This window comes from Lysinibacillus sp. IITD104 (assembly GCF_036698265.2).
GTDB lineage: Bacteria > Bacillota > Bacilli > Bacillales_A > Planococcaceae > Lysinibacillus > Lysinibacillus boronitolerans.
In genome coordinates this window covers 1,247,834-1,266,886 of record NZ_JBAHYH020000001.1, presented here as the reverse complement: position 1 = coordinate 1,266,886, position 19,053 = coordinate 1,247,834, and the positions used below count along the sequence as shown (strand labels likewise).

General features: G+C 39.1%; 14 protein-coding genes and 1 other annotated feature. Of the genes, 8 read left to right on the top strand and 6 right to left on the bottom strand.

Going from position 1 to position 19,053, the window contains the following annotated elements; translation table 11 throughout:
- Nucleotides 1–301: 301 nt before the first annotated feature.
- The 3 genes from rpsD (at nt 302) to V1L66_RS06430 (ending at nt 3,984) form a co-directional block, all read left to right on the top strand.
- Entirely contained in the window at nt 302–904 is a 603-nt protein-coding gene (gene rpsD, locus V1L66_RS06440; RefSeq protein WP_016991579.1) for a 30S ribosomal protein S4, read from the top strand.
- A gap of 930 nt (nt 905–1,834) precedes the next feature.
- On the top strand, nt 1,835–3,040 hold the full coding sequence (locus V1L66_RS06435) for an iron-containing alcohol dehydrogenase (protein ID WP_036078383.1): 1,206 nt from the start codon (nt 1,835–1,837) through the stop codon (nt 3,038–3,040).
- A 140-nt stretch (nt 3,041–3,180) separates the two neighbouring features.
- Complete coding sequence (locus V1L66_RS06430) at nt 3,181–3,984, top strand: cobalamin-binding protein (protein WP_016991582.1); 804 nt, start codon at nt 3,181–3,183, stop codon at nt 3,982–3,984.
- Between the two features lie 51 nt (nt 3,985–4,035).
- On the opposite strand, the gene tyrS is transcribed toward V1L66_RS06430, so the two are convergent.
- A complete protein-coding gene (gene tyrS, locus V1L66_RS06425; protein WP_016991583.1) occupies nt 4,036–5,304 on the bottom strand; it encodes a tyrosine--tRNA ligase in 1,269 nt (422 codons plus the stop codon).
- A gap of 84 nt (nt 5,305–5,388) precedes the next feature.
- Nucleotides 5,389–5,597: a binding site (T-box leader), on the bottom strand.
- A gap of 102 nt (nt 5,598–5,699) precedes the next feature.
- Here tyrS and V1L66_RS06420 point away from each other — a divergent pair.
- Nucleotides 5,700–8,732 carry a transglycosylase domain-containing protein gene (locus tag V1L66_RS06420; RefSeq protein WP_333005455.1) on the top strand — a complete coding sequence of 1,011 codons (3,033 nt, stop codon included), beginning with the start codon at nt 5,700–5,702 and terminating at the stop codon, nt 8,730–8,732.
- A 137-nt stretch (nt 8,733–8,869) separates the two neighbouring features.
- Nucleotides 8,870–9,751: an NAD-dependent epimerase/dehydratase family protein gene (locus V1L66_RS06415; RefSeq protein ID WP_036078389.1), complete on the top strand. Its 882-nt coding sequence runs from the start codon at nt 8,870–8,872 to the stop codon at nt 9,749–9,751.
- Between the two features lie 109 nt (nt 9,752–9,860).
- Here the strand turns inward: V1L66_RS06415 and V1L66_RS06410 are convergent, their stop codons facing one another.
- The 5 genes from V1L66_RS06410 to acsA all read right to left on the bottom strand — a co-directional run bounded on the left by V1L66_RS06410 (nt 9,861) and on the right by acsA (nt 16,099).
- Nucleotides 9,861–10,991 (bottom strand): acetylornithine transaminase, encoded by a 1,131-nt coding sequence (locus V1L66_RS06410; RefSeq protein WP_333005453.1) that lies wholly within the window; start codon nt 10,989–10,991, stop codon nt 9,861–9,863.
- A 72-nt stretch (nt 10,992–11,063) separates the two neighbouring features.
- Entirely contained in the window at nt 11,064–11,849 is a 786-nt protein-coding gene (gene argB / locus V1L66_RS06405; protein ID WP_036078391.1) for an acetylglutamate kinase, read from the bottom strand.
- Entirely contained in the window at nt 11,812–13,044 is a 1,233-nt protein-coding gene (gene argJ / locus V1L66_RS06400; protein WP_333005451.1) for a bifunctional glutamate N-acetyltransferase/amino-acid acetyltransferase ArgJ, read from the bottom strand. The genes argB and argJ overlap by 38 nt, the downstream gene beginning before the upstream one ends.
- Nucleotides 13,045–13,100: 56 nt before the next feature.
- Nucleotides 13,101–14,135: an N-acetyl-gamma-glutamyl-phosphate reductase gene (gene argC / locus V1L66_RS06395; protein ID WP_333005449.1), complete on the bottom strand. Its 1,035-nt coding sequence runs from the start codon at nt 14,133–14,135 to the stop codon at nt 13,101–13,103.
- Nucleotides 14,136–14,371: 236 nt separating this feature from the next.
- Nucleotides 14,372–16,099 carry an acetate--CoA ligase gene (gene acsA / locus V1L66_RS06390; RefSeq protein WP_409072214.1) on the bottom strand — a complete coding sequence of 576 codons (1,728 nt, stop codon included), beginning with the start codon at nt 16,097–16,099 and terminating at the stop codon, nt 14,372–14,374.
- A gap of 321 nt (nt 16,100–16,420) precedes the next feature.
- Between acsA and V1L66_RS06385 the strand changes: the two genes are divergently transcribed.
- From V1L66_RS06385 to V1L66_RS06375, 3 genes are read left to right on the top strand one after another with little or no spacing between them, the layout of a single operon-like run.
- The gene (locus V1L66_RS06385; protein WP_036078398.1) at nt 16,421–17,053 is read left to right on the top strand and encodes a GNAT family N-acetyltransferase; all 633 of its coding nucleotides are present in this window, start codon (nt 16,421–16,423) and stop codon (nt 17,051–17,053) included.
- A 24-nt stretch (nt 17,054–17,077) separates the two neighbouring features.
- Nucleotides 17,078–17,725: an acetoin utilization AcuB family protein gene (locus tag V1L66_RS06380; protein ID WP_016994384.1), complete on the top strand. Its 648-nt coding sequence runs from the start codon at nt 17,078–17,080 to the stop codon at nt 17,723–17,725.
- The gene (locus V1L66_RS06375; protein ID WP_036078403.1) at nt 17,725–18,885 is read left to right on the top strand and encodes an acetoin utilization protein AcuC; all 1,161 of its coding nucleotides are present in this window, start codon (nt 17,725–17,727) and stop codon (nt 18,883–18,885) included. The genes V1L66_RS06380 and V1L66_RS06375 overlap by 1 nt, the downstream gene beginning before the upstream one ends.
- Nucleotides 18,886–19,053 lie beyond the last annotated feature (168 nt).

Below are 19,053 nucleotides of genomic sequence, written 5' to 3'. Positions count from 1 at the left end.
TTCCTACTATGTTCTTTTATATTTTTTTACTAGCTAATAATTGACGTCCTTGTCCTAAGCAGTTACAATGGAGGTTGTGTAAAATAAACGCAGCAGTGGTATAAGCTTATGATTGTATTTTATTCCTCTATTTTCTTATATACAACTACTTAGATGATCAGTAATGAAAATTAGATGGTGTATTGTGTAACCTAACGGCTGCATAGGCGAAAGTACATGAAAATAAAATGCGTGTAAGAACGGGTACTACTGGTTTTTGTTTTACAACAAAAAAACCAAATTTAAAGGAGGAGACAACAATATGTCTCGTTATACAGGTCCATCTTGGAAATTATCACGTCGTCTTGGTATCTCACTAAGCGGTACAGGTAAAGAAATCGAAAAACGTCCTTACGCACCAGGACAACACGGTCCAAACCAACGTAAAAAATTATCAGAATACGGTTTACAACTTCAAGAAAAACAAAAACTTCGTCATATGTATGGTATGAACGAACGTCAATTCCGTACTCTATTTAACCGCGCTGGTAAAATGAAAGGTGTTCACGGTGAAAACTTCATGATCCTTCTTGAAACTCGCCTTGACAACTTAGTTTACCGTTTAGGTTTAGCTCGTACTCGTCGTGGAGCTCGTCAATTAGTTAACCACGGTCACATCTTAGTAGATGGCAAACGCGTTGATATCCCATCATACAGCGTAAAACCAGGTCAAACGATTTCTCTTCGTGAAAAATCTCAAAACCTTGCTGTAGTAGTAGAAGCAATCGAAGTAAACAACTTCGTACCTGACTACTTAACATTCGATGCTGACAAAAAAGAAGGTACATTCACTCGCCTTCCAGAGCGTTCTGAATTATCAGCTGAAATCAACGAAGCATTCATCGTAGAGTTCTACTCTCGTTAATCAATTTGCTCTGCAAATGATGCCAACAAAACCCCTGAAATCCCTTGTATATCAAGGTTTCAGGGCTTTTTTATTTTTTACCATTTAATCTAAATGATTCTAACTCCTCTGAACAATTCAAACCTACGTTTTTTGCTTTGAATCATTAATGCTGAAACGAATGTAGCAGCGGATGGAGTCGCTCGTTTAACTTTATGTAGAGTCAGCAATAATAAGAAGTCTAATTTACTTTCTGTAATGCCCAAAGAAGCTAACTCATTGTTTGCTACATCCAACACATAATCACTTAACCATAACAACATTAATCACAGCTTGGCATCTTGATTTGTATCACTTGAAGAAGACATCTGAATATACGGCCCTACCCCTAATACTGGTAAATCATCTTTATGTGTGTACGTTTTCTTGCTTTTTGTCAATAAAATCACCTTTTAATTAGATTATCGAATGCAAGAATTTTTATTTCCACTAATTTCTTCAAAATGATGCACTACTTTTTTAGCGCAGACGCATTGCCCCAATTATAACCAACAATAATTTTTCTCTCTTACTATTGTGACAATTTTATGTACTTTAAAATAGCAATTACATAGTTTCAAAATAACATAATCACTACCTTTATAATAAAAACAAAATATCAGTTATTTACTATTCATTAGATCATCAAAATAGAACTGTTTTCCAAAAAATATATTTTACTTTCATAATAAAATATTTTTAAAACCTTTTTAAATTCAATATTCTACTACAAAACAACATTCCATACCCCTTTCATCGCTTTAACTTTTTTGTAAAATAATAACATGAAGAAAATTAACATTTTTAATAAAAATACGAGTTGAACTTTTACAAAAAATAGAATACGATGAATTGCGAAAGGTGGTTCACCATCATTCAAGCAATAATAATTTTTTAAAAGGGGTTGGAAATATGTCAGACGTTCTAAAGCAATTTGTTATGCCGAAAACAAACTTATTTGGACCTGGAGCAATTCAAGAAGTTGGTAAGCGCTTAAATGATTTAGAAGTGAAAAAGACATTAATCGTAACAGATGAGGGCCTACACAAATTAGGTCTCTCAGAACAAATTGCAAACATCATTACAGCTGCTGGAATTGATGTAGCAATTTTCCCTAAAGCAGAACCAAATCCAACAGATCAAAACATTGAAGATGGTATTGCAGTGTATCATGCTGAAAACTGCGATTCTATTGTTTCTCTTGGAGGAGGCAGCGCACACGATGCAGCAAAAGGTATCGGACTTATTGCTTCGAATGGTGGACGCATTCATGATTATGAAGGCGTTGATAAATCACAAAATCCACTTGTGCCATTAATTGCAATTAATACAACGGCAGGCACTGCAAGTGAAATGACTCGTTTCACCATTATTACGGATACAGCTCGTAAAGTAAAAATGGCGATTGTGGATAAACATGTGACTCCGTTACTTTCTATTAATGATCCAGAACTAATGATTGGTTTACCTCCTGCTCTTACAGCAGCTACTGGCGTTGACGCATTAACACATGCCATCGAATCATTCGTTTCTACGAATGCTACACCAATTACAGATGCATGTGCTGAAAAAGTACTGCAACTGATTCCTGAATTTTTACCACGTGCCTATGCAAATGGAGCTGATATAGAAGCTCGTGAACAAATGGTATATGCACAATTTTTAGCGGGAATGGCCTTTAATAATGCATCACTTGGCTATGTTCATGCAATTGCTCATCAATTGGGTGGTTTCTATAACCTACCGCATGGCGTGTGTAATGCTATTTTATTGCCACATGTTTGTCGATTTAATGTTACAGCACGTACAGAGCGCTTTGCTCGTATCGCTGAATTATTAGGAGAAAACGTAGAAGGTTTAAGTAAGCGCGATGCCGCTGAAAAGGCTATTACAGCTATTGAGAAATTATCACAAGATTTAAATATTCCTAGTGGCTTCCGTGAATTAGGGGCAAAAGATGAGGATATTGAGATCTTAGCAAAAAATGCATTGTTAGATGTGTGTGCTGAGACGAACCCTCGTAAAGCAACACTAGAGGATATCAAACAAATCATCACAAATGCAATGGGACCTATTGTGAAAAAAGAAGAGTCACTCGAGGCAGTTGCCCTTTCTTAATCGACGGTTTCCTATAAGCCTATGACATAGGGTGGAGAAAACAAATGTTTTCTCCACTTTTTTATGGGCTCGAAATACACACATTGTCTATCATGGAAACTCTCGCTATACTTTTCTTAAAAAGGATGGGAGAATACGATATGCGCTTAATTTCAATTTGTCCTAGTAATACAGAATTAGTTGCCTATTTAGGGCTGACAGACCAGCTCATTGGAGTCGATGATTATTCCGATTGGCCATCAACAGTTAAAGATCTGCCACAGCTTGGGCCAGATTTATCAATTAACATGGATGCATTAGAGGCATTACAGCCTGATCTTGTTCTGGCTTCCTTGAGTGTACCAGGTATGGAAAAAAACATTGAGGCACTAAAAGAAAGAAATATTCCTCATATTATTTTTAATGCAAACTCATTAGAAGAAATTGCGCAAGATCTTCTGACCCTTGGTAAAGCTTGTCAAGTGGAGGAACAGGCAAAAACAATTGCTGAAGAGTACATGCATTCCATCGAAAAAATGTATTCGATTGCACAAACAATTTCGAAGAAGCCTACCCTCTATTGGGAATGGTGGCCAAACCCTATTTTCACTCCTGGAAAAATAAATTGGCTAACAGAAATTAGTGCTCTTGCTGGTGGCATTAATCTATTTCAAGATGTTGAACTTGCTAGTGTTCAAACAGATTGGACTGATGTTGTTGAACGCAAGCCCGACTATATCATGATGGCTTGGGTTGGTGTAGCATTTGAACGTATCCAACCTGCTAATTTATTAAAACGTCCATATGCTAAAGAGCTACATGCCGTTCAATTAGAACAGCTTCATGTAATGGAAGAATGGCTGTATTGTCGCCCTTCTCCACGACTTATTGAAGGTGCTATCAAGCTTGCAAAAATACTGCATCCTAAACAATATGAAGAAATAAAATCTCCAAGCTTTTTATGATAAAAAAACCACATCCCCTCTTTTTTGGGGATGTGGTTTTGCTCATCGAAATTATACAAATTTCACCATATGATATTTTTTCTTACCTCGACGGACAATGCTGAATGCATCCTCTAAACGATCCTTCGCATCGACTACATATTCTAAATCTGTTACCTTTTCACCGTTTACACTAATTGCACCATTTGATACATCCTCACGTGCTTGACGTTTTGAAGATGAAATGCCTGCTTCCACAAGAAGATCAACAATATTTTTGTCCTCTTTCGCCATTTCAATAGAAGGAACATCTTTAAAAGCATCCTTCATTTCTTCAGCCGACAGTGCTTTTAAATCTCCTGAGAATAAAGCTGCCGTAATACGGATAGCTTGCTCTAATGCTTCTTGACCATGTATTAAACGAGTCATTTCTTCAGCTAGCGCCTTTTGTGCCTTACGTAAATGTGGCTCCTCCTCTACAGAAACGGCTAAAGCTTCAATTTCTTCACGAGAAAGGAACGTAAAGATTTTTAAGTATTTTATGACATCTGCATCCGCAGCATTAATCCAGAATTGGTAGAACTCATAAGGAGATGTTTTCTTCGCATCTAACCATACAGCACCACCCGCTGTTTTACCAAATTTTGTACCATCTGCTTTTGTTACTAAAGGAATCGTAATACCAAAGGCTTTTGTTTCTTCCTCATGTGTTTTACGAATAACCTCTAAACCAGTTGTAATATTCCCCCATTGGTCAGAGCCACCTACTTGAATACGGCAATTGTAGTGATTATATAAATGATTGTAATCAATACCTTGAATTAACGTATAGGCAAACTCTGTAAACGAGATTCCTGTGTCAAGACGAGAAGCAATCGTATCTTTCGCTAACATGTAGTTTACGTTAATTAATTTCCCGTAATCACGTAAAAATTCAATTGTGTTTATATTTCCAATCCAGTCACGATTGTTCACCAGCTGAGCTCCATTGCCATCTTCCGCAAATTCGAAAATACGTTCTAATTGACTACGAATTCCTTGGACGTTTTTATCAATTTGCTCGACTGTTTGTAATTGGCGCTCTTCTGAACGACCAGATGGATCACCGATCATTCCTGTCGCACCACCGACAAGTAAAATCGGACGGTGACCTGCTTTTTGGAAGCGACGAAGTGTTAACAATGGCACAATATGGCCAATATGCATGGAGTCAGCTGTTGGATCTACTCCACAGTATAAAGATACTGATTGCTCATCTAATAGTTTTGCCATGCCTTCTGCATCTGTTTGTTGGTAGAGCAAACCACGCCATTCTAAATCTTGTAATAATTCGTTTGTCATGTTCATTCCTCCTAAAATGGTTAAAATTCGTTACGTGCATGGACAGATTTAAATAAAAAAAGTCCCTACACGCAAACAATTGCATGCAGGGACGTTAAGTTACAAACTAACGCGGTACCACCCAGCTTGAAGATGTCATCCACCTTCCACTTCATTCAACCGCCTTTATCGCAGGCGCGCACGTCTAAGCTCCAAGCACGTAATTCGTCTCTACATTATGACCAGTTTTCACCAACCACTGGCTCTCTAAACAGGGAATATAGACACTACTGCAAACTTTTCATCACCAGAAAACTATAAACATAATTCTATACGATTCTTTTTCAATGTCAATAACTATGTTCGTGCTAAAACAATATGTGCTATAATAGACAAGATTTTAGGAGGTCGATACATTGAAAGATTGGATTGAAAAAATCAATGCAAAGATCGATGAATTACTTGAACAAAAATGGATGAAGAAATTACGTATTTCAGGTAGTGTTACCTGGAACTTATTTTTACTATTTTTAGTCTTTGCATTGGTTGGCACTGTATTTGTCGGTTCAGTTGGAGCTGGTTATTTTGCTTCTCTTGTAAAAGAAGAACCGTTACGCTCAAAACAAGAGCTGCGTGATCAAATTTTTAGCTATGAGGAAACCAGTGAGATTTATTTTGCCAACGATATTTATATTGGGAAATTACGGACAGATTTAGACCGACGTGAAACTTCGCTTAGCAATGTGGCACCAGAGGTCGTGAATGCTGTTCTGGCAACAGAAGACGAATATTTCCGAGAGCATAATGGAATTGTACCAAAAGCGGTTATTCGTGGGTTATTACAAGATGTTACAAATTCTGCTACGCAGACAGGTGGATCTACACTTACCCAACAGCTTATTAAAAACCAAGTACTAACAAATGAAGTATCCTATGAACGTAAAGCTAAGGAAATTTTACTGGCGATGCGTTTAGAGCACTTTATGACGAAGGAAGAAATATTAGAGGCTTATTTAAATATTATTCCCTATGGTCGTAACTCTTCAGGACGAAATATTGCAGGTGTTGAAACAGCTGCTGAAGGGATTTTTGGCGTAAAAGCAAAAGAATTGTCTCTTCCTCAAGCTGCGTACATAGCTGGTATTCCACAGGCGCCATTCGCTTATACACCATTTACAAATACTGGTGAACTGAAAAGTGAAGAAGCTTTGAAACCTGGTATTGATCGTATGAAAACAGTACTTTATCGTATGAAAGAAGCTGGCTATATTGACGATGCACAGTATAATGAAGCGTTAAACTATGATATTGCTGCAGATTTCCGCGGACCAGAAATGCGCGCGGAGGATCGTTATCCTTGGCTGACTTATGAGCTTGAAGCTCGCGCAAAAGACATTATTGCAGAAAAACTAGCAAAAGATGATGGGATTGACCCAGAGCGCTTAAAGTCAGAAAAAAAATTAAAAGATAAGTATACGATTTTAGCAGATCGTGATGTTCGTTCAAAAGGCTATCGTATTTACTCAACCATTAATAAAGATATGTATGATGCGATGCAAAAAGCAGCAAAGGACTTCAAGTATTATGGTCATACGTATACTGGTAAAGGGAAGGACCCTGTTACTGGTGAAGAGATTGATATTGAGATGCCAGTACAAGTAGGTAGTATTTTAATAGAAAATACGACAGGTCGCATTTTAAGCTTTGTTGGTGGTCGAGACTTTAAAACAACTCAAGTAAACCATGCAACACAAGCTTATCGTTCTAACGGTTCTACAATGAAACCTTTACTTGTTTATGGTCCTGCCATTGAGTATGGTGTAATCGGTGCGGGTAGCCCATTAGTTGACGTGAAATTCTCTATCGGTTCTTGGAGTCCAAGTAACTATATTACGAGTGATGAGAGAGGTCTTATCCCAGCACGTGAAGCTTTAGCAGATTCTCAAAACATCTCAGCGCTACGTTTATATAACGATATTATTAGTAGACGCCCTGCAGATTTATTAGTAAAAATGGGCTTCTCAAAATTACATCCAGACGATTTTACTAACCTTGCAACTGGGATCGGTGCTTTAAGGGAAGGAACTACTGTTGAAGAAAATACAAATGCCTTCGCTACCTTTGCAAATGGTGGCCAATTCATTGACGCTTATATGATTGATCGAATTGAAGACCAAGAAGGAAATATTGTTTACCAACATGAAGTAGAGCCTGTTCAAGTATTTAGTCCAGAAACCTCTTATATCGTGACAGATATGTTACGTGATGTTCTCACTAAAGGGACAGGGACAATGGCACGAAATACATTAAAATTCTCTTCTGATTTCGCTGCAAAAACAGGGACTTCTCAAGAATATAAAGATGTTTGGTTAGTTGGTTATAACCCAAATGTATCTCTTGGTGTTTGGATGGGTTACGATCAACCTCGTTCACTTTATGCATTTAACAACACCTATTTACAGCCAAGCGTTCGTGTGAATAAGCTATGGGGTACTTTAATGAATGCGGTTTACGATGCGGACCCTCAGCTAATCGATCCACCAACAAGCTTTAAGGCGCCTAAAAATGTTGTAACTGCGTCATTCTGTGGCATTTCTGGCATGGCTCCTTCTGCAGCATGTGCTAGCGCAGGTCTTGTACGCTCAGATTTATTTAATGCGAAGGTATTTTTACCATCTCAACCTGATGATAGCTTAGCCTCTTCAAGTGTTGTGACGATTAAAGGAAAAACTTATAATGCGTTGCCAAATACACCAGCAGAATTTGTAAAAGCAGGTGGTGCAGGCATTAATCAAGAGTTTATTAAACGAATGTTAGGAAGACTTGGCGGTAACCCTGCTAGTCTGTTACCAAAGAATTCAACATTGTCGAATTCATCTGTATCAGCTGTTGATTTCCCAGCAGATGGTAGCCCTCCAGCAGCAGTCTCGGCTTCAGTAAATGGCTCTACATTATCATGGTCAGAGTCATCGAATGATGTTGTTGGTTATCGTATCTACAACGTTACGAATGGTGGTAATACGCTTGTAAAATCCGTACTAGAGTCAACACAAAGCATTACGGTTGCTAGTGGACAAGCTTATGTAGTGGTCGCTGTAGATATTACAGGCTTAACATCACCACAATCGAATGTTGTGTCTACTGGCGGTAGTGAAAAGGAACCTGACCCAGAGGAAAACGACCAAGAACCAATACCACCAACAACGCCACCTACGAATGGCAATGGCAACGGTTCGGGTAGTAATGGCAATGGCTCTTCTAATGGAAACGGATCTGGTAATAACGGTAACGGTTCTAATAATGGTGATGGATCTGGTAATAACGGCAATAGCTCCAATAATGGTAATGGGTCTGGAAGCAATGGTGATGGGACTGGTAACCCAGGAGATGGCTCAAACGGAGCAGACAATGGTAATACTACTACTCCATCTGAAACGTCAAGGCGATAGTCTATTATCCTCCTAGGGAAAAGCATTTGTATTAGATAATCAATTTAACAGACTTACTGCATATTACTTATAAATTGTAGTAAGTCTGTTTTTTTGTCATTATAAAGAGGACTACTATTTTGAAGGGGTGGAAATATATGAACATATTGATTTTAGGAGGCACACGTTTTTTTGGAAAAAAGCTAGTGGATCTTTGTATTCAAAATGGACATAATGTAACGATTTTAACACGAGGTCAAAGTGGCAATCCATTTGGTACAAATGTTAAGCAGTTAGTAGTAAATCGTAATGATCGGGATGCGTTAGCACAGGCACTAGCCAATACAACATGGGACATTGTCTATGATAATATTTGCTATTCGCCCAATGAGGCAATAGCAATTTGCGAGATATTAAAAGAGAAAACGAAAAAGCTGGTCTTTACTTCTACTCTTTCAACATATGAGGTAGATGGTAAGGTGAAAAAGGAAGAAGACTTTGATCCATACCAATATCAAATACGCATGGGACATCAAGAGGAATTTTCTTATGGGGAAGGAAAACGACAAGCGGAGGCTGTCTTATTTAAAGAAGCTTCATTCCCAGTCGTAGCTGTACGTTTCCCAATTGTGATGGGCGAAGATGACTATACACGTCGTTTACATTTCCACGTTGAACGTATTTTGCAGAATCAGCCGATTACTTTACCAAACATTGATGCAAAGATGAGCTATATTACAGATGAGGAAGCAGCTGAATTTTTATACTTTTCGGGTGTTACCCCTATTGAGGGACCCTACAATGCTACGGCATCTGGGGCCATATCTCTCAAAGACCTCATTGCTCTAATCGAAGAAGCAAGTGGTCAGCGCGCAAAAATTTCCCTCATTGGTGGTGACGAGGAGTCCCAGTCTCCTTATGGGGTGCCTGCTGATTGGTATATGTCCAATGCAAAGGCAGAGAAGGCAGGATTTACGTTTAGTCAGCTGGAGGATTGGCTACCAAAATTAGTGTCAATATTAGTAAAACAGCTACAATAGCATTGATAATGCAAAGAATCTGCTAGCTTCTAGCAGATTCTTTGTTTATCCATTATGTCTCAATCTTTTTGCCACTGATGCTTCACTTTCATTGCTAAACTGAAGTGTATCACGGTAATATATTCTTTAAAATAGCTACTGCTTTATCAATCTCTTCCTTTGTGACCGTTAATGGAGGCAAGAGACGAATAACAGTTGGCCCTGCCCCCACTAATAAAAGGCCACTTTGTTCTGCTGCCGCGATATAAGGCGCTACTTCCGTGTCCCCACAACCAATCCCTAGCAAGAGACCCTTTCCTTGAACAGTATAGCTAGAAGGTAAATGAGCCTTTAGTTGCGCCACAAAATAGGCAGATATTTCTCGTACCTGCTGTAAAAAATCTGGCTCAAATACATGACTCAAAACGGCTTGTGCAACATTCATCGCAAGAGGGTTTCCACCAAAAGTTGTACCGTGTGTTCCCGGACTAAATGTAGCATGAAGCTCAGCAGTTCCTAGCATTGCACCAACAGGGAAACCGCCACCTAAGCCTTTTGCCAATGTTATGATATGTGGCATTAGAACAGTTTGTTCAAATGCATAACGTGTTCCTGTTCGTCCAATACCGGTTTGCACTTCATCAACAATTAGTAGTATACCTCGCTCCTTACAGACTTTTGCAATAGCTGCTGCAAATTCTGCTGATACACAATTGACGCCCCCCTCTCCCTGAATCATCTCTAGCATTATAGCTGCCACAGAATCATCAACGGTTGCTTCAAGTGCAACAGCATCATTAAATGGCAAAATCGAAAATTTTTCTACGAGTGGACCAAAGCCATTATGTACTTTGCCTTGACCTGTTGCAGACATAGCTCCAAAGGTACGACCATGGAATGATTTTTCAAATGTAATAATATGATGTTTGCCTGTATGCTTACGAGCTAATTTAATGGCCGCTTCATTAGCCTCAGCCCCGCTATTACAGAAGAAGGCATGTGAAAAGTGTGTATTAGCAATTAATTTTTCCGCCACCTTTTCCTGACCTGGTATATCAAAAAGGTTTGAAATATGCCATAGCTGTTCACTTTGCTCTTGAAGTGCCTGTACAATAGCTGGATGGGCGTGACCAAGACTCACCACAGCAATGCCACTAGTAAAATCCAAGTATTGCTTCCCTGTTGAATCCTCAACAATTGTCCCTTGACCTTTGACAATTTGTGCACGACGCTTGCCGTAGTTCTCGAATAAAACACTCATGTTATCATCTCCACTATCATTTAAAATAGTTTCTTTCAACAACTATACTTCTCAAGCTATCCTATTAGAACACTAGAAAGAATGAAGTTCACTTGAAGCTACAATCGTTGTACCAATTAATGTTGCGCCCACGATTTGTACGGAAGGAATCCCTGCTCTTAAACAGTCGATCGCTCCTTGTACTTTCGGAATCATTCCACCGTAAATATGACCCTGCTCTGTCCATTGATCTATAAGAGTAGGTGTAGCTATTGCTTGATATTCATCCTGAATACGGATTCCACTCACATCCGTAACAAGTAATAGGCTATCTGCTCCGACCGCTAAAGCAACTTCACTTGCTACCGTATCGCCATTAATATTAAGAGCCTGACCTGCTTCGGTCGCACCTACGCAGGCAATAACAGGTACAATCCCTACACCCATTAAAGCTTCCAATAAGGAAGTATTGATATTTTTAATAGCTCCAACATAGCCATAAGTCTCTTGATCTAAAAAGTCTACGACCATTAGCTGACCATCAAAGCCATTTAATCCGATGGCTGCTATACCGGCTGTTGTTAACTCATGAACTAATGCAGTGTTCACTTGGCCTATTAGGGTCGACTGGACAACCTTAATAGCAGCCTCATTCGTGACACGTATTCCATTTAATGTATGCGATTGTATGCCTTGAGCAGCTAGTTCTCGATTTATGGCTGGCCCACCCCCGTGGGTAATAATCAGCTCTACTCCACTCTCTTGTAATCTTTTAAAATTATCAAAGAAAGCCTCATTTAAACCTTCCAGTGTACTGCCCCCAAGCTTTATGACCATACGTTTACGAGCGGTATGATGCATTGATTTGGACATAGTCATATGTTAAGTCACATCCCCAAGCATGCCCCTTACCATCACCCACGCCAAGAGACACATAGATTTTTACCTCATGCATTTTTAAAATTTGAATTAACTCATCCTCAGAAAAAGGAATTGGCTCACCGTTTTCTACCATAGTAGCACCACCGATTTGGATGGTAATTTTATCTGGATCCACTGTTGCGCCACTATACCCTACTGCTGCAATAATACGCCCCCAGTTAGCATCACAGCCGAAAACAGCAGTCTTTACAAGTGGTGAACCAACGACTGTTTTTGCAATTTTACGTGCCTCCTCGTCTGAAATTGCACCAACAACCTCCACTTCGATAAGCTTCGTTGCCCCTTCACCATCTTTGGCAATCATTTTTGCTAAATCTTCCGCTACTGTTTGTAAAGTGTAATAGAAATTTTGCCAATCTGGATGCTCTGGTGTTAAAGAATCATTCCCTGCCAAGCCATTAGCCAACACTACCACTGTGTCATTAGTAGATGTATCCCCATCAACTGTAATAGCGTTAAATGTTAAATTAGTAATCGTCGATAAAGCTGCCTGCAATACATCAGATTCAATGTTGGCATCTGTTGTAATAAAGCCTAGCATTGTTGCCATATTAGGTTCAATCATACCTGAGCCTTTTGCTACACCTGCAATAATAACTTCCTTGCCATCCACAGTTGTACTATAGCTTGTGTTTTTCATGACGGTATCTGTTGTCAAAATAGCCTGTGCAAAGTCAATAGCACTTTCTAAATTGTCCTTTGGCTCTAACTGTAGAATACCGTTTGCTACTGGCTCTAATTTCATCATTTCTCCAATAACACCTGTCGAGCAAACACCCACCAAATCTGGCGCAATCCCTAATTTTTCAGCAGCTAGCGCTTGCATTGTTTGGGCGTCTTTTACACCTTGTTTACCTGTACAAGCATTCGCATTGCCTGAATTGACGATCATCGCTTGCATTTTCTTAGTTGCATAAACAACTTCCTTCGTGACTTTTAATGGCGCTGCTTGCACAGCATTTGTTGTAAAAACACCTGCAACACTTGCTGGGACTTCACTTACTAAAATAGCTAAATCCTTTTTCTTATGCTTTAAACCACAGTGTAATCCTGCTGCCTTAAAGCCTTTTGGTGAAACAATATTTTTACTTGATAGTTTTTTCATTACATTCGTTGAAGTGTTAACTGTCATCCGAAATTCCTCCTTAGATTAATAAATAAGAGAAGCATACAGTTTCCTGCATGCTGTTAAATAAAGAACGGTACGACATCTAGCCCTGTCGTTTGTGGTAAGTCAAATTGCACATTCATATTTTGGATAGCTTGCCCTGCTGCTCCTTTGACAAGATTATCAATTACGCTAACAATTGTGACACGATTTGTACGAGAATCTACTTTTACTAGAATGTCACAATAATTTGATCCCTTGACACGATTTGTCCCTAAACTAGATGCATCCGTAACGATTCGAACAAATGGATGATTTTCATAGGTTGCCTGTAAGCAAGAGATCAATTGCGCCTCTGTAATTCCCTGCATTACCGGTGCATAGGATGTCGCCAAAATTCCCCTGGTCATTGGAACCAGATGCGTATTAAAAGTAATTGCTGTATCTGCTTGAGCAAACATGGAAAGTGCCTGTTCAATTTCGGGAATATGTTGATGTGTATTTACTTTATAGATCGAGAAATTCTCATTTGTCTCACTAAAATGGGTAGTTTGTGAGGGCTTATTGCCAGCTCCTGAAATGCCACTCTTTGCATCAATAACTAGAAAACTAGGATCAATTAAACGCTCTTTTACAAGTGGCAGTAAGGATAATAAAACTGCGGTTGGGTAGCAACCCGGGTTGGCAACGAGTGTTGCTTGACGTATAAGCTCTGTATTCCATTCTGTTAAACCATACACACTTTGTTGAACACTATGGAACGGTGCAGCCTTTTTGCCATACCAGGTTTCATAGCTTGCGAGATCTTTTAAGCGAAAATCACCAGATAAATCGATTAACTTTGGTCCTTTCCCAACCAAAGGCGGTAATAGCTCACTTGTCACCCCAGATGGTGTACTTGTAAAAACAACATCAAATTTTGCTAAAGTGTCATACGCTATCTTTTGTAACGGTGTATCAGCTATCTTAACAAGATGACCAAATTTGGAAGAAAATTGAACACCCTCTTCTGAAGAAGTAAATAAATCAATCTGCTCTACAGCTGGATGATTATGTAAAAAACGAATAAGCTCTAGTCCACCATATCCAGTTGCTCCAACAATACCTACTTTCACTGCACTCACCTCTGAAATAAGTTAAAAATAGTATACGTCTGCATATTTATTAAGTCAACTGAATTTTTATTAAATTAACTATTTTTTTAAATAGATATTATTCGACCTTACACCACTTCTATATCATTGTAATTTCAGAAAAAAGAAGGCAAGAATCCTTTCGTTCATCGAATGAATCCCTGCCTTCTTTTTATGCACATGTTGTATAAATATCAATTGTTGTCTTAGATAGTTACTTAATCTTCCATGGTTGATAAATCACCAGTTGGTAAATTTAATTCCCAAGCTTTCAATACGCGACGCATAATTTTACCACTACGTGTTTTTGGCAATTTATCTTTAAATTCAATTTCACGTGGTGCTGCATGTGCAGATAAACCTTTTTTCACAAAATCACGTATATCTTCAATTAATGCATCAGAGGGTTCAACCCCCTCACGTAAGGATACAAACGCTTTAATGATTTCCCCACGCACTGGATCTGGTTTCCCAATAACACCTGCTTCAATGACATCTGGGTGCTCAAGTAGTTTACTTTCCACTTCGAATGGTCCTACGCGTTCTCCCGCCGTCATGATGACATCATCCACACGCCCTTGGAACCAGAAGTAACCTTCATCATCCATATAGGCTGAATCTCCAGATACATACCATTCTCCTTTGAGGAAATAAGATTCATAGCGCTCTGGATTGCCCCAAATTTGGCGCATCATGGCAGGCCAGCCACGACGAATAGCTAGATTCCCCATTGTAAAAGGTGGCACCTCATTACCTGCATCATCTACAATCGTCGCATGAATACCAGGAAGAGGTTTCCCCATTGAACCTGGCATAATATCCATTGATGGATAATTACAAATCATATGGGCTCCTGTCTCTGTCATCCACCATGTATCATGTATACGATGCCCTAATTCCTCTACTCCCCAGCGAATAACTTCTGGATTCAAAGGCTCACCAACAGATAGCACATGGCGTAAAGATGTTAGATCATAGCTTTCAAGCAAGCCACTCCCTGCCCCCATCAGCATACGGAACGCTGTTGGTGCACTATACCAAACTGTCACACTATAATCTTCAATAGCCTGATACCATGCTTGTGGTGAAAATCTTCCTCCGACGATTAACATTGTTACACCGTTTAACCACGGACCAAAGATGCCATAGGCTGTTCCTGTAACCCATCCAGGATCGGCAGTACACCAATAAATATCATCTTCACGTAAATCAAGTACCCATTGTGTCGATTGATATTGCTGAATCATTGCATTATGGACATGCAATACGCCCTTTGGAGCACCTGTTGAACCAGAGGTATAGTGAAGAATCATCCCATCTTCTCTGTCTACCCACTCTATTTCAAAATGAGCTGAAGCTTCTTTTAAATGTTTACTAAAGTCAAGGATTTGAGCTGTTTCCTCAACATCCTCCCCTACTAAAAAGATATGCTCCAGTTTAGGCAATTTTGCTAAAGGTACACGTTCCAGTAATGCCGGTGTCGTGACTAATACTTTCGCCTCACTATCTGCAAGTCGATCATACACCGCGCCTTCCATAAAAGCTTCAAACAATGGTCCAACAATAACCCCCATTTTCAATGCACCTAATAATGAAAAGTAAAGCTCAGGTGAACGAGGCATAAAAATAAATAAACGATCACCTTTCTGCAGATTAGTAGTGGTTTTAAAAACGTTCGCTGCTTTGTTTGTTAACCTTTTCATTTCATTAAATGAATATGCCTCTTTCCGTTTACCATCATTAAAATACAGTGCCACCTTATTTTTGCGATGTGTTTCTGTATGGCGATCAATAGCCTCATATGCCATATTCACTAAACCTGTTTCGCTCCAACTAAATGCCTTTTCCGTATCTGCCCAATTATGAGATTTTGCCACTTCTTCATAATTTGTTAAATGATGTTGACCAGGTAAAGCCATTAACTTCTCTTTCATTTTCATCCCCATGAAAATACCCCTTTCTTTGCTTTTGTTTTTGACTAAATTTCAACAATCCCCCCTGTTGAAATTCAGAGAATTCTTCAAAAGCAAAATTGATATGTAGCATTTGTTATATAACAGTTAGCCGTAGTATTAATGTTCGAATCCCTTATAGCACTACTTTTAGCTGTTAAATAACAGAAGCAATATAATCTTATTTTACACGAATTTGGATAGATTGTCTCAATATTTTTATTTTTCCAAAAATACAGGTATATTTTGCAAAAATAAGCGTTTTTACGCAAGAAATCAGCTATAATGGAATTATTAAACTCAGGTGGTGTAATTATGGAACATAAAAAAACTTTTTTTTCTGTCACAAAGGAAACAAAGCATGGTACTGTGTATGTGGAAGGACCTGTGCCTCCAGAAAAATTAGCTACATATTCATTCCATGAAGGCTTGGTTGCCTTCAGACCTCCAAAACAGCAACAGCAGGCCATTATAGAAATTGCAGGACTACCCGAAGGCCGAATTATTATTATTCGAAACGAAGATATTATTGTAGGCTATGTTACCTATCTCTACCCTGATCCACTTGAACGATGGGCAGAAGATCGTATCGATGACATGATTGAATTAGGTGCCATTGAAGTCATTCCAGACTACCGTGGTACCGGTGCTGGTAAGGCACTACTAGCCGTTTCATTTATGGGGGATGAAATGGAAGATTATCTTGTGATTACTACCGAGTATTATTGGCATTGGGATTTAAAAGGCACAGGTTTAAATGTTTGGGATTACCGCAAAATGATGGAGAAAATGATGAGCTCCGCTGGTTTCGAATATTTTGCAACAGATGATCCTGAAATTACATCACATCCAGCCAATTGCCTGATGGCACGCGAAGGAAAACGGGTGCCTCCTGAGACAATGGAAAGATTTGATAGACTTCGTTTTAGAAATCGTTTCATGTATTAAAACTAATACAAAGGGGATGCATATATGATTGTAGAAGAAATTATGAATGATGAGCCTTATACATTAGCTCCTACCAATACAGTGCAGGAGGCACTAAAGTTAATGCGTGAAAAGAAAGTGCGTCATTTACCAGTTGTAGATGAAGAACGCCACGTTTTAGGTGTAATTACTGAACGAGATATTAAAGAGGTCTTGCCCTCATCTTTGCAGGATGAACCAAACTCTCCTATTTTTAATGCAAAAGTAGAGGATATCATGGTGAAAGACCCCCTGATAGGTCATCCACTAGATTTTGTTGAAGAGGTAGCACTTACGTTTTACGAATCGAAAATAGGCTGTTTACCTATCGTCTCTGGAGGAAAATTGGTAGGCATTGTTACGACAACCGATTTACTCTATACATATATAGAGCTGACTGGTGCTACAGAGCCTGGGTCAAAAATCGAGATTCGGGTATCCGATACACCGGGAGTTTTATTTGAAATCACAAAAATATTTCATCAACATCATGCCAATGTTCAAAGCGTCTTAGTTTATCCTGACTCTGAAAATACACAAAACAAAATTTTAAGCGTCCGAGTAAAAACACTAAATCCTTTAGCAATGATTGAAGATCTACGCAAAGAGGGCTTTGATGTCCTATGGCCAAATTTACCGGGTGTTTCGCTATAATGAAAAAGGCCGTATTCGTATACTCGCCAGAACAACTCGGATATAAATTTTCAGATACACATCCTTTCAATCATAAACGCTTGACGCTAACTATGGATCTACTAAAAAATATTAATGCTCTCGATGATGTAGATATTGTACCGGCACGTGTTGCAACGGAAGAAGAGCTATTGCTTGCACATGATTCAAAATATATAGATATCGTAAAAAAAGCAGGGCATGGTGAATTATCAGAAGCTCAATGTCAAAGCTATGGAATTGGCACTGAAGATACTCCCATTTTTGAAAATATGCATGAAGCAAGTGCACAGCTAGTTGGTGGAACTTTAACGGCTGTTGATTATGTAATGGAAGGAAAAGCCGAACATGCCCTTAACCTTGGTGGAGGTCTCCATCATGGTTTCCGTGGTCGTGCATCAGGTTTTTGTATTTACAATGATAGCACAGTGGCTATTCGTTACTTGCAGGAAAAGTACAACGCTCGTGTACTTTATGTAGATACAGATGCTCATCATGGGGATGGTGTCCAATGGAGCTTTTATGAGGATCCTACTGTTTGTACACTGTCCATCCATGAAACTGGTCGTTATCTATTCCCTGGAACCGGAAATATTACCGAGCGTGGCAATGGTCAAGGCTATGGAACCTCCTTTAATTTTCCAATGGATGCATTTACTGAGGATGAAAGTTTCCTAGAGATCTATGAACAGTCAATGCGAGAGATTTTTGAATTTTTCAAGCCAGATGTTGTATTAACGCAAAATGGGGCAGATGCCCATTATTTTGATCCATTAACACATTTACATGGAACAATGAATATTTATCGTGAAATTCCTAAGCTTGCTCATCAATTAGCACATGAATATTGTGAAGGTCGATGGATTGCAGTTGGAGGTGGTGGCTACGATATTTGGCGAGTGGTGCCTCGTGCTTGGTCCATGTTATGGTTGGAAATGACAGACCAAGCGTTACCAATGGGGCCACTCCCTCAAGCATGGCTTGATCGCTGGCAACCAGAAGCTCCTGTTCCTTTTATTCCAACTTGGGAGGACCCGATTCCTTTATATGAGCCGATTCCTCGTAAAGCAGAAATAGAAGAAAAGAATGCTCAAATGTTAGCCAAATCGCTACATATTATTCGGAATGAAAGACGGGATTAATTTCTTGGCCTCACGATATTCGTGGGGCTTTTTTATTGGATGGAAGAGCTTTCCACTGCTTTTGGTCGTATATCCATCTATTCTTTTGTTCTATCCCTCACTTTTGAAACACTATCCTCTATTTTTGACGTTCCATCCAGCAAATAAAAACACGCAAATCCTTCATAA

Excerpts from the sequence above, each read along its gene's own strand:
- V1L66_RS06375 (WP_036078403.1), top strand. The coding sequence starts at position 17,725 with ATGAAAAAGGCCGTATTCGTATACTCGCCAGAACAACTCGGATATAAA.
- V1L66_RS06430 (WP_016991582.1), top strand. The coding sequence starts at position 3,181 with ATGCGCTTAATTTCAATTTGTCCTAGTAATACAGAATTAGTTGCCTAT.
- rpsD (WP_016991579.1), top strand. The coding sequence starts at position 302 with ATGTCTCGTTATACAGGTCCATCTTGGAAATTATCACGTCGTCTTGGT.
- acsA (WP_409072214.1), bottom strand. The coding sequence starts at position 16,099 with ATGGGGATGAAAATGAAAGAGAAGTTAATGGCTTTACCTGGTCAACAT.
- argB (WP_036078391.1), bottom strand. The coding sequence starts at position 11,849 with ATGACTATGTCCAAATCAATGCATCATACCGCTCGTAAACGTATGGTC.
- V1L66_RS06415 (WP_036078389.1), top strand. The coding sequence starts at position 8,870 with ATGAACATATTGATTTTAGGAGGCACACGTTTTTTTGGAAAAAAGCTA.
- V1L66_RS06410 (WP_333005453.1), bottom strand. The coding sequence starts at position 10,991 with ATGAGTGTTTTATTCGAGAACTACGGCAAGCGTCGTGCACAAATTGTC.
- V1L66_RS06385 (WP_036078398.1), top strand. The coding sequence starts at position 16,421 with ATGGAACATAAAAAAACTTTTTTTTCTGTCACAAAGGAAACAAAGCAT.
- tyrS (WP_016991583.1), bottom strand. The coding sequence starts at position 5,304 with ATGACAAACGAATTATTACAAGATTTAGAATGGCGTGGTTTGCTCTAC.
- V1L66_RS06380 (WP_016994384.1), top strand. The coding sequence starts at position 17,078 with ATGATTGTAGAAGAAATTATGAATGATGAGCCTTATACATTAGCTCCT.
- V1L66_RS06435 (WP_036078383.1), top strand. The coding sequence starts at position 1,835 with ATGTCAGACGTTCTAAAGCAATTTGTTATGCCGAAAACAAACTTATTT.
- argJ (WP_333005451.1), bottom strand. The coding sequence starts at position 13,044 with ATGACAGTTAACACTTCAACGAATGTAATGAAAAAACTATCAAGTAAA.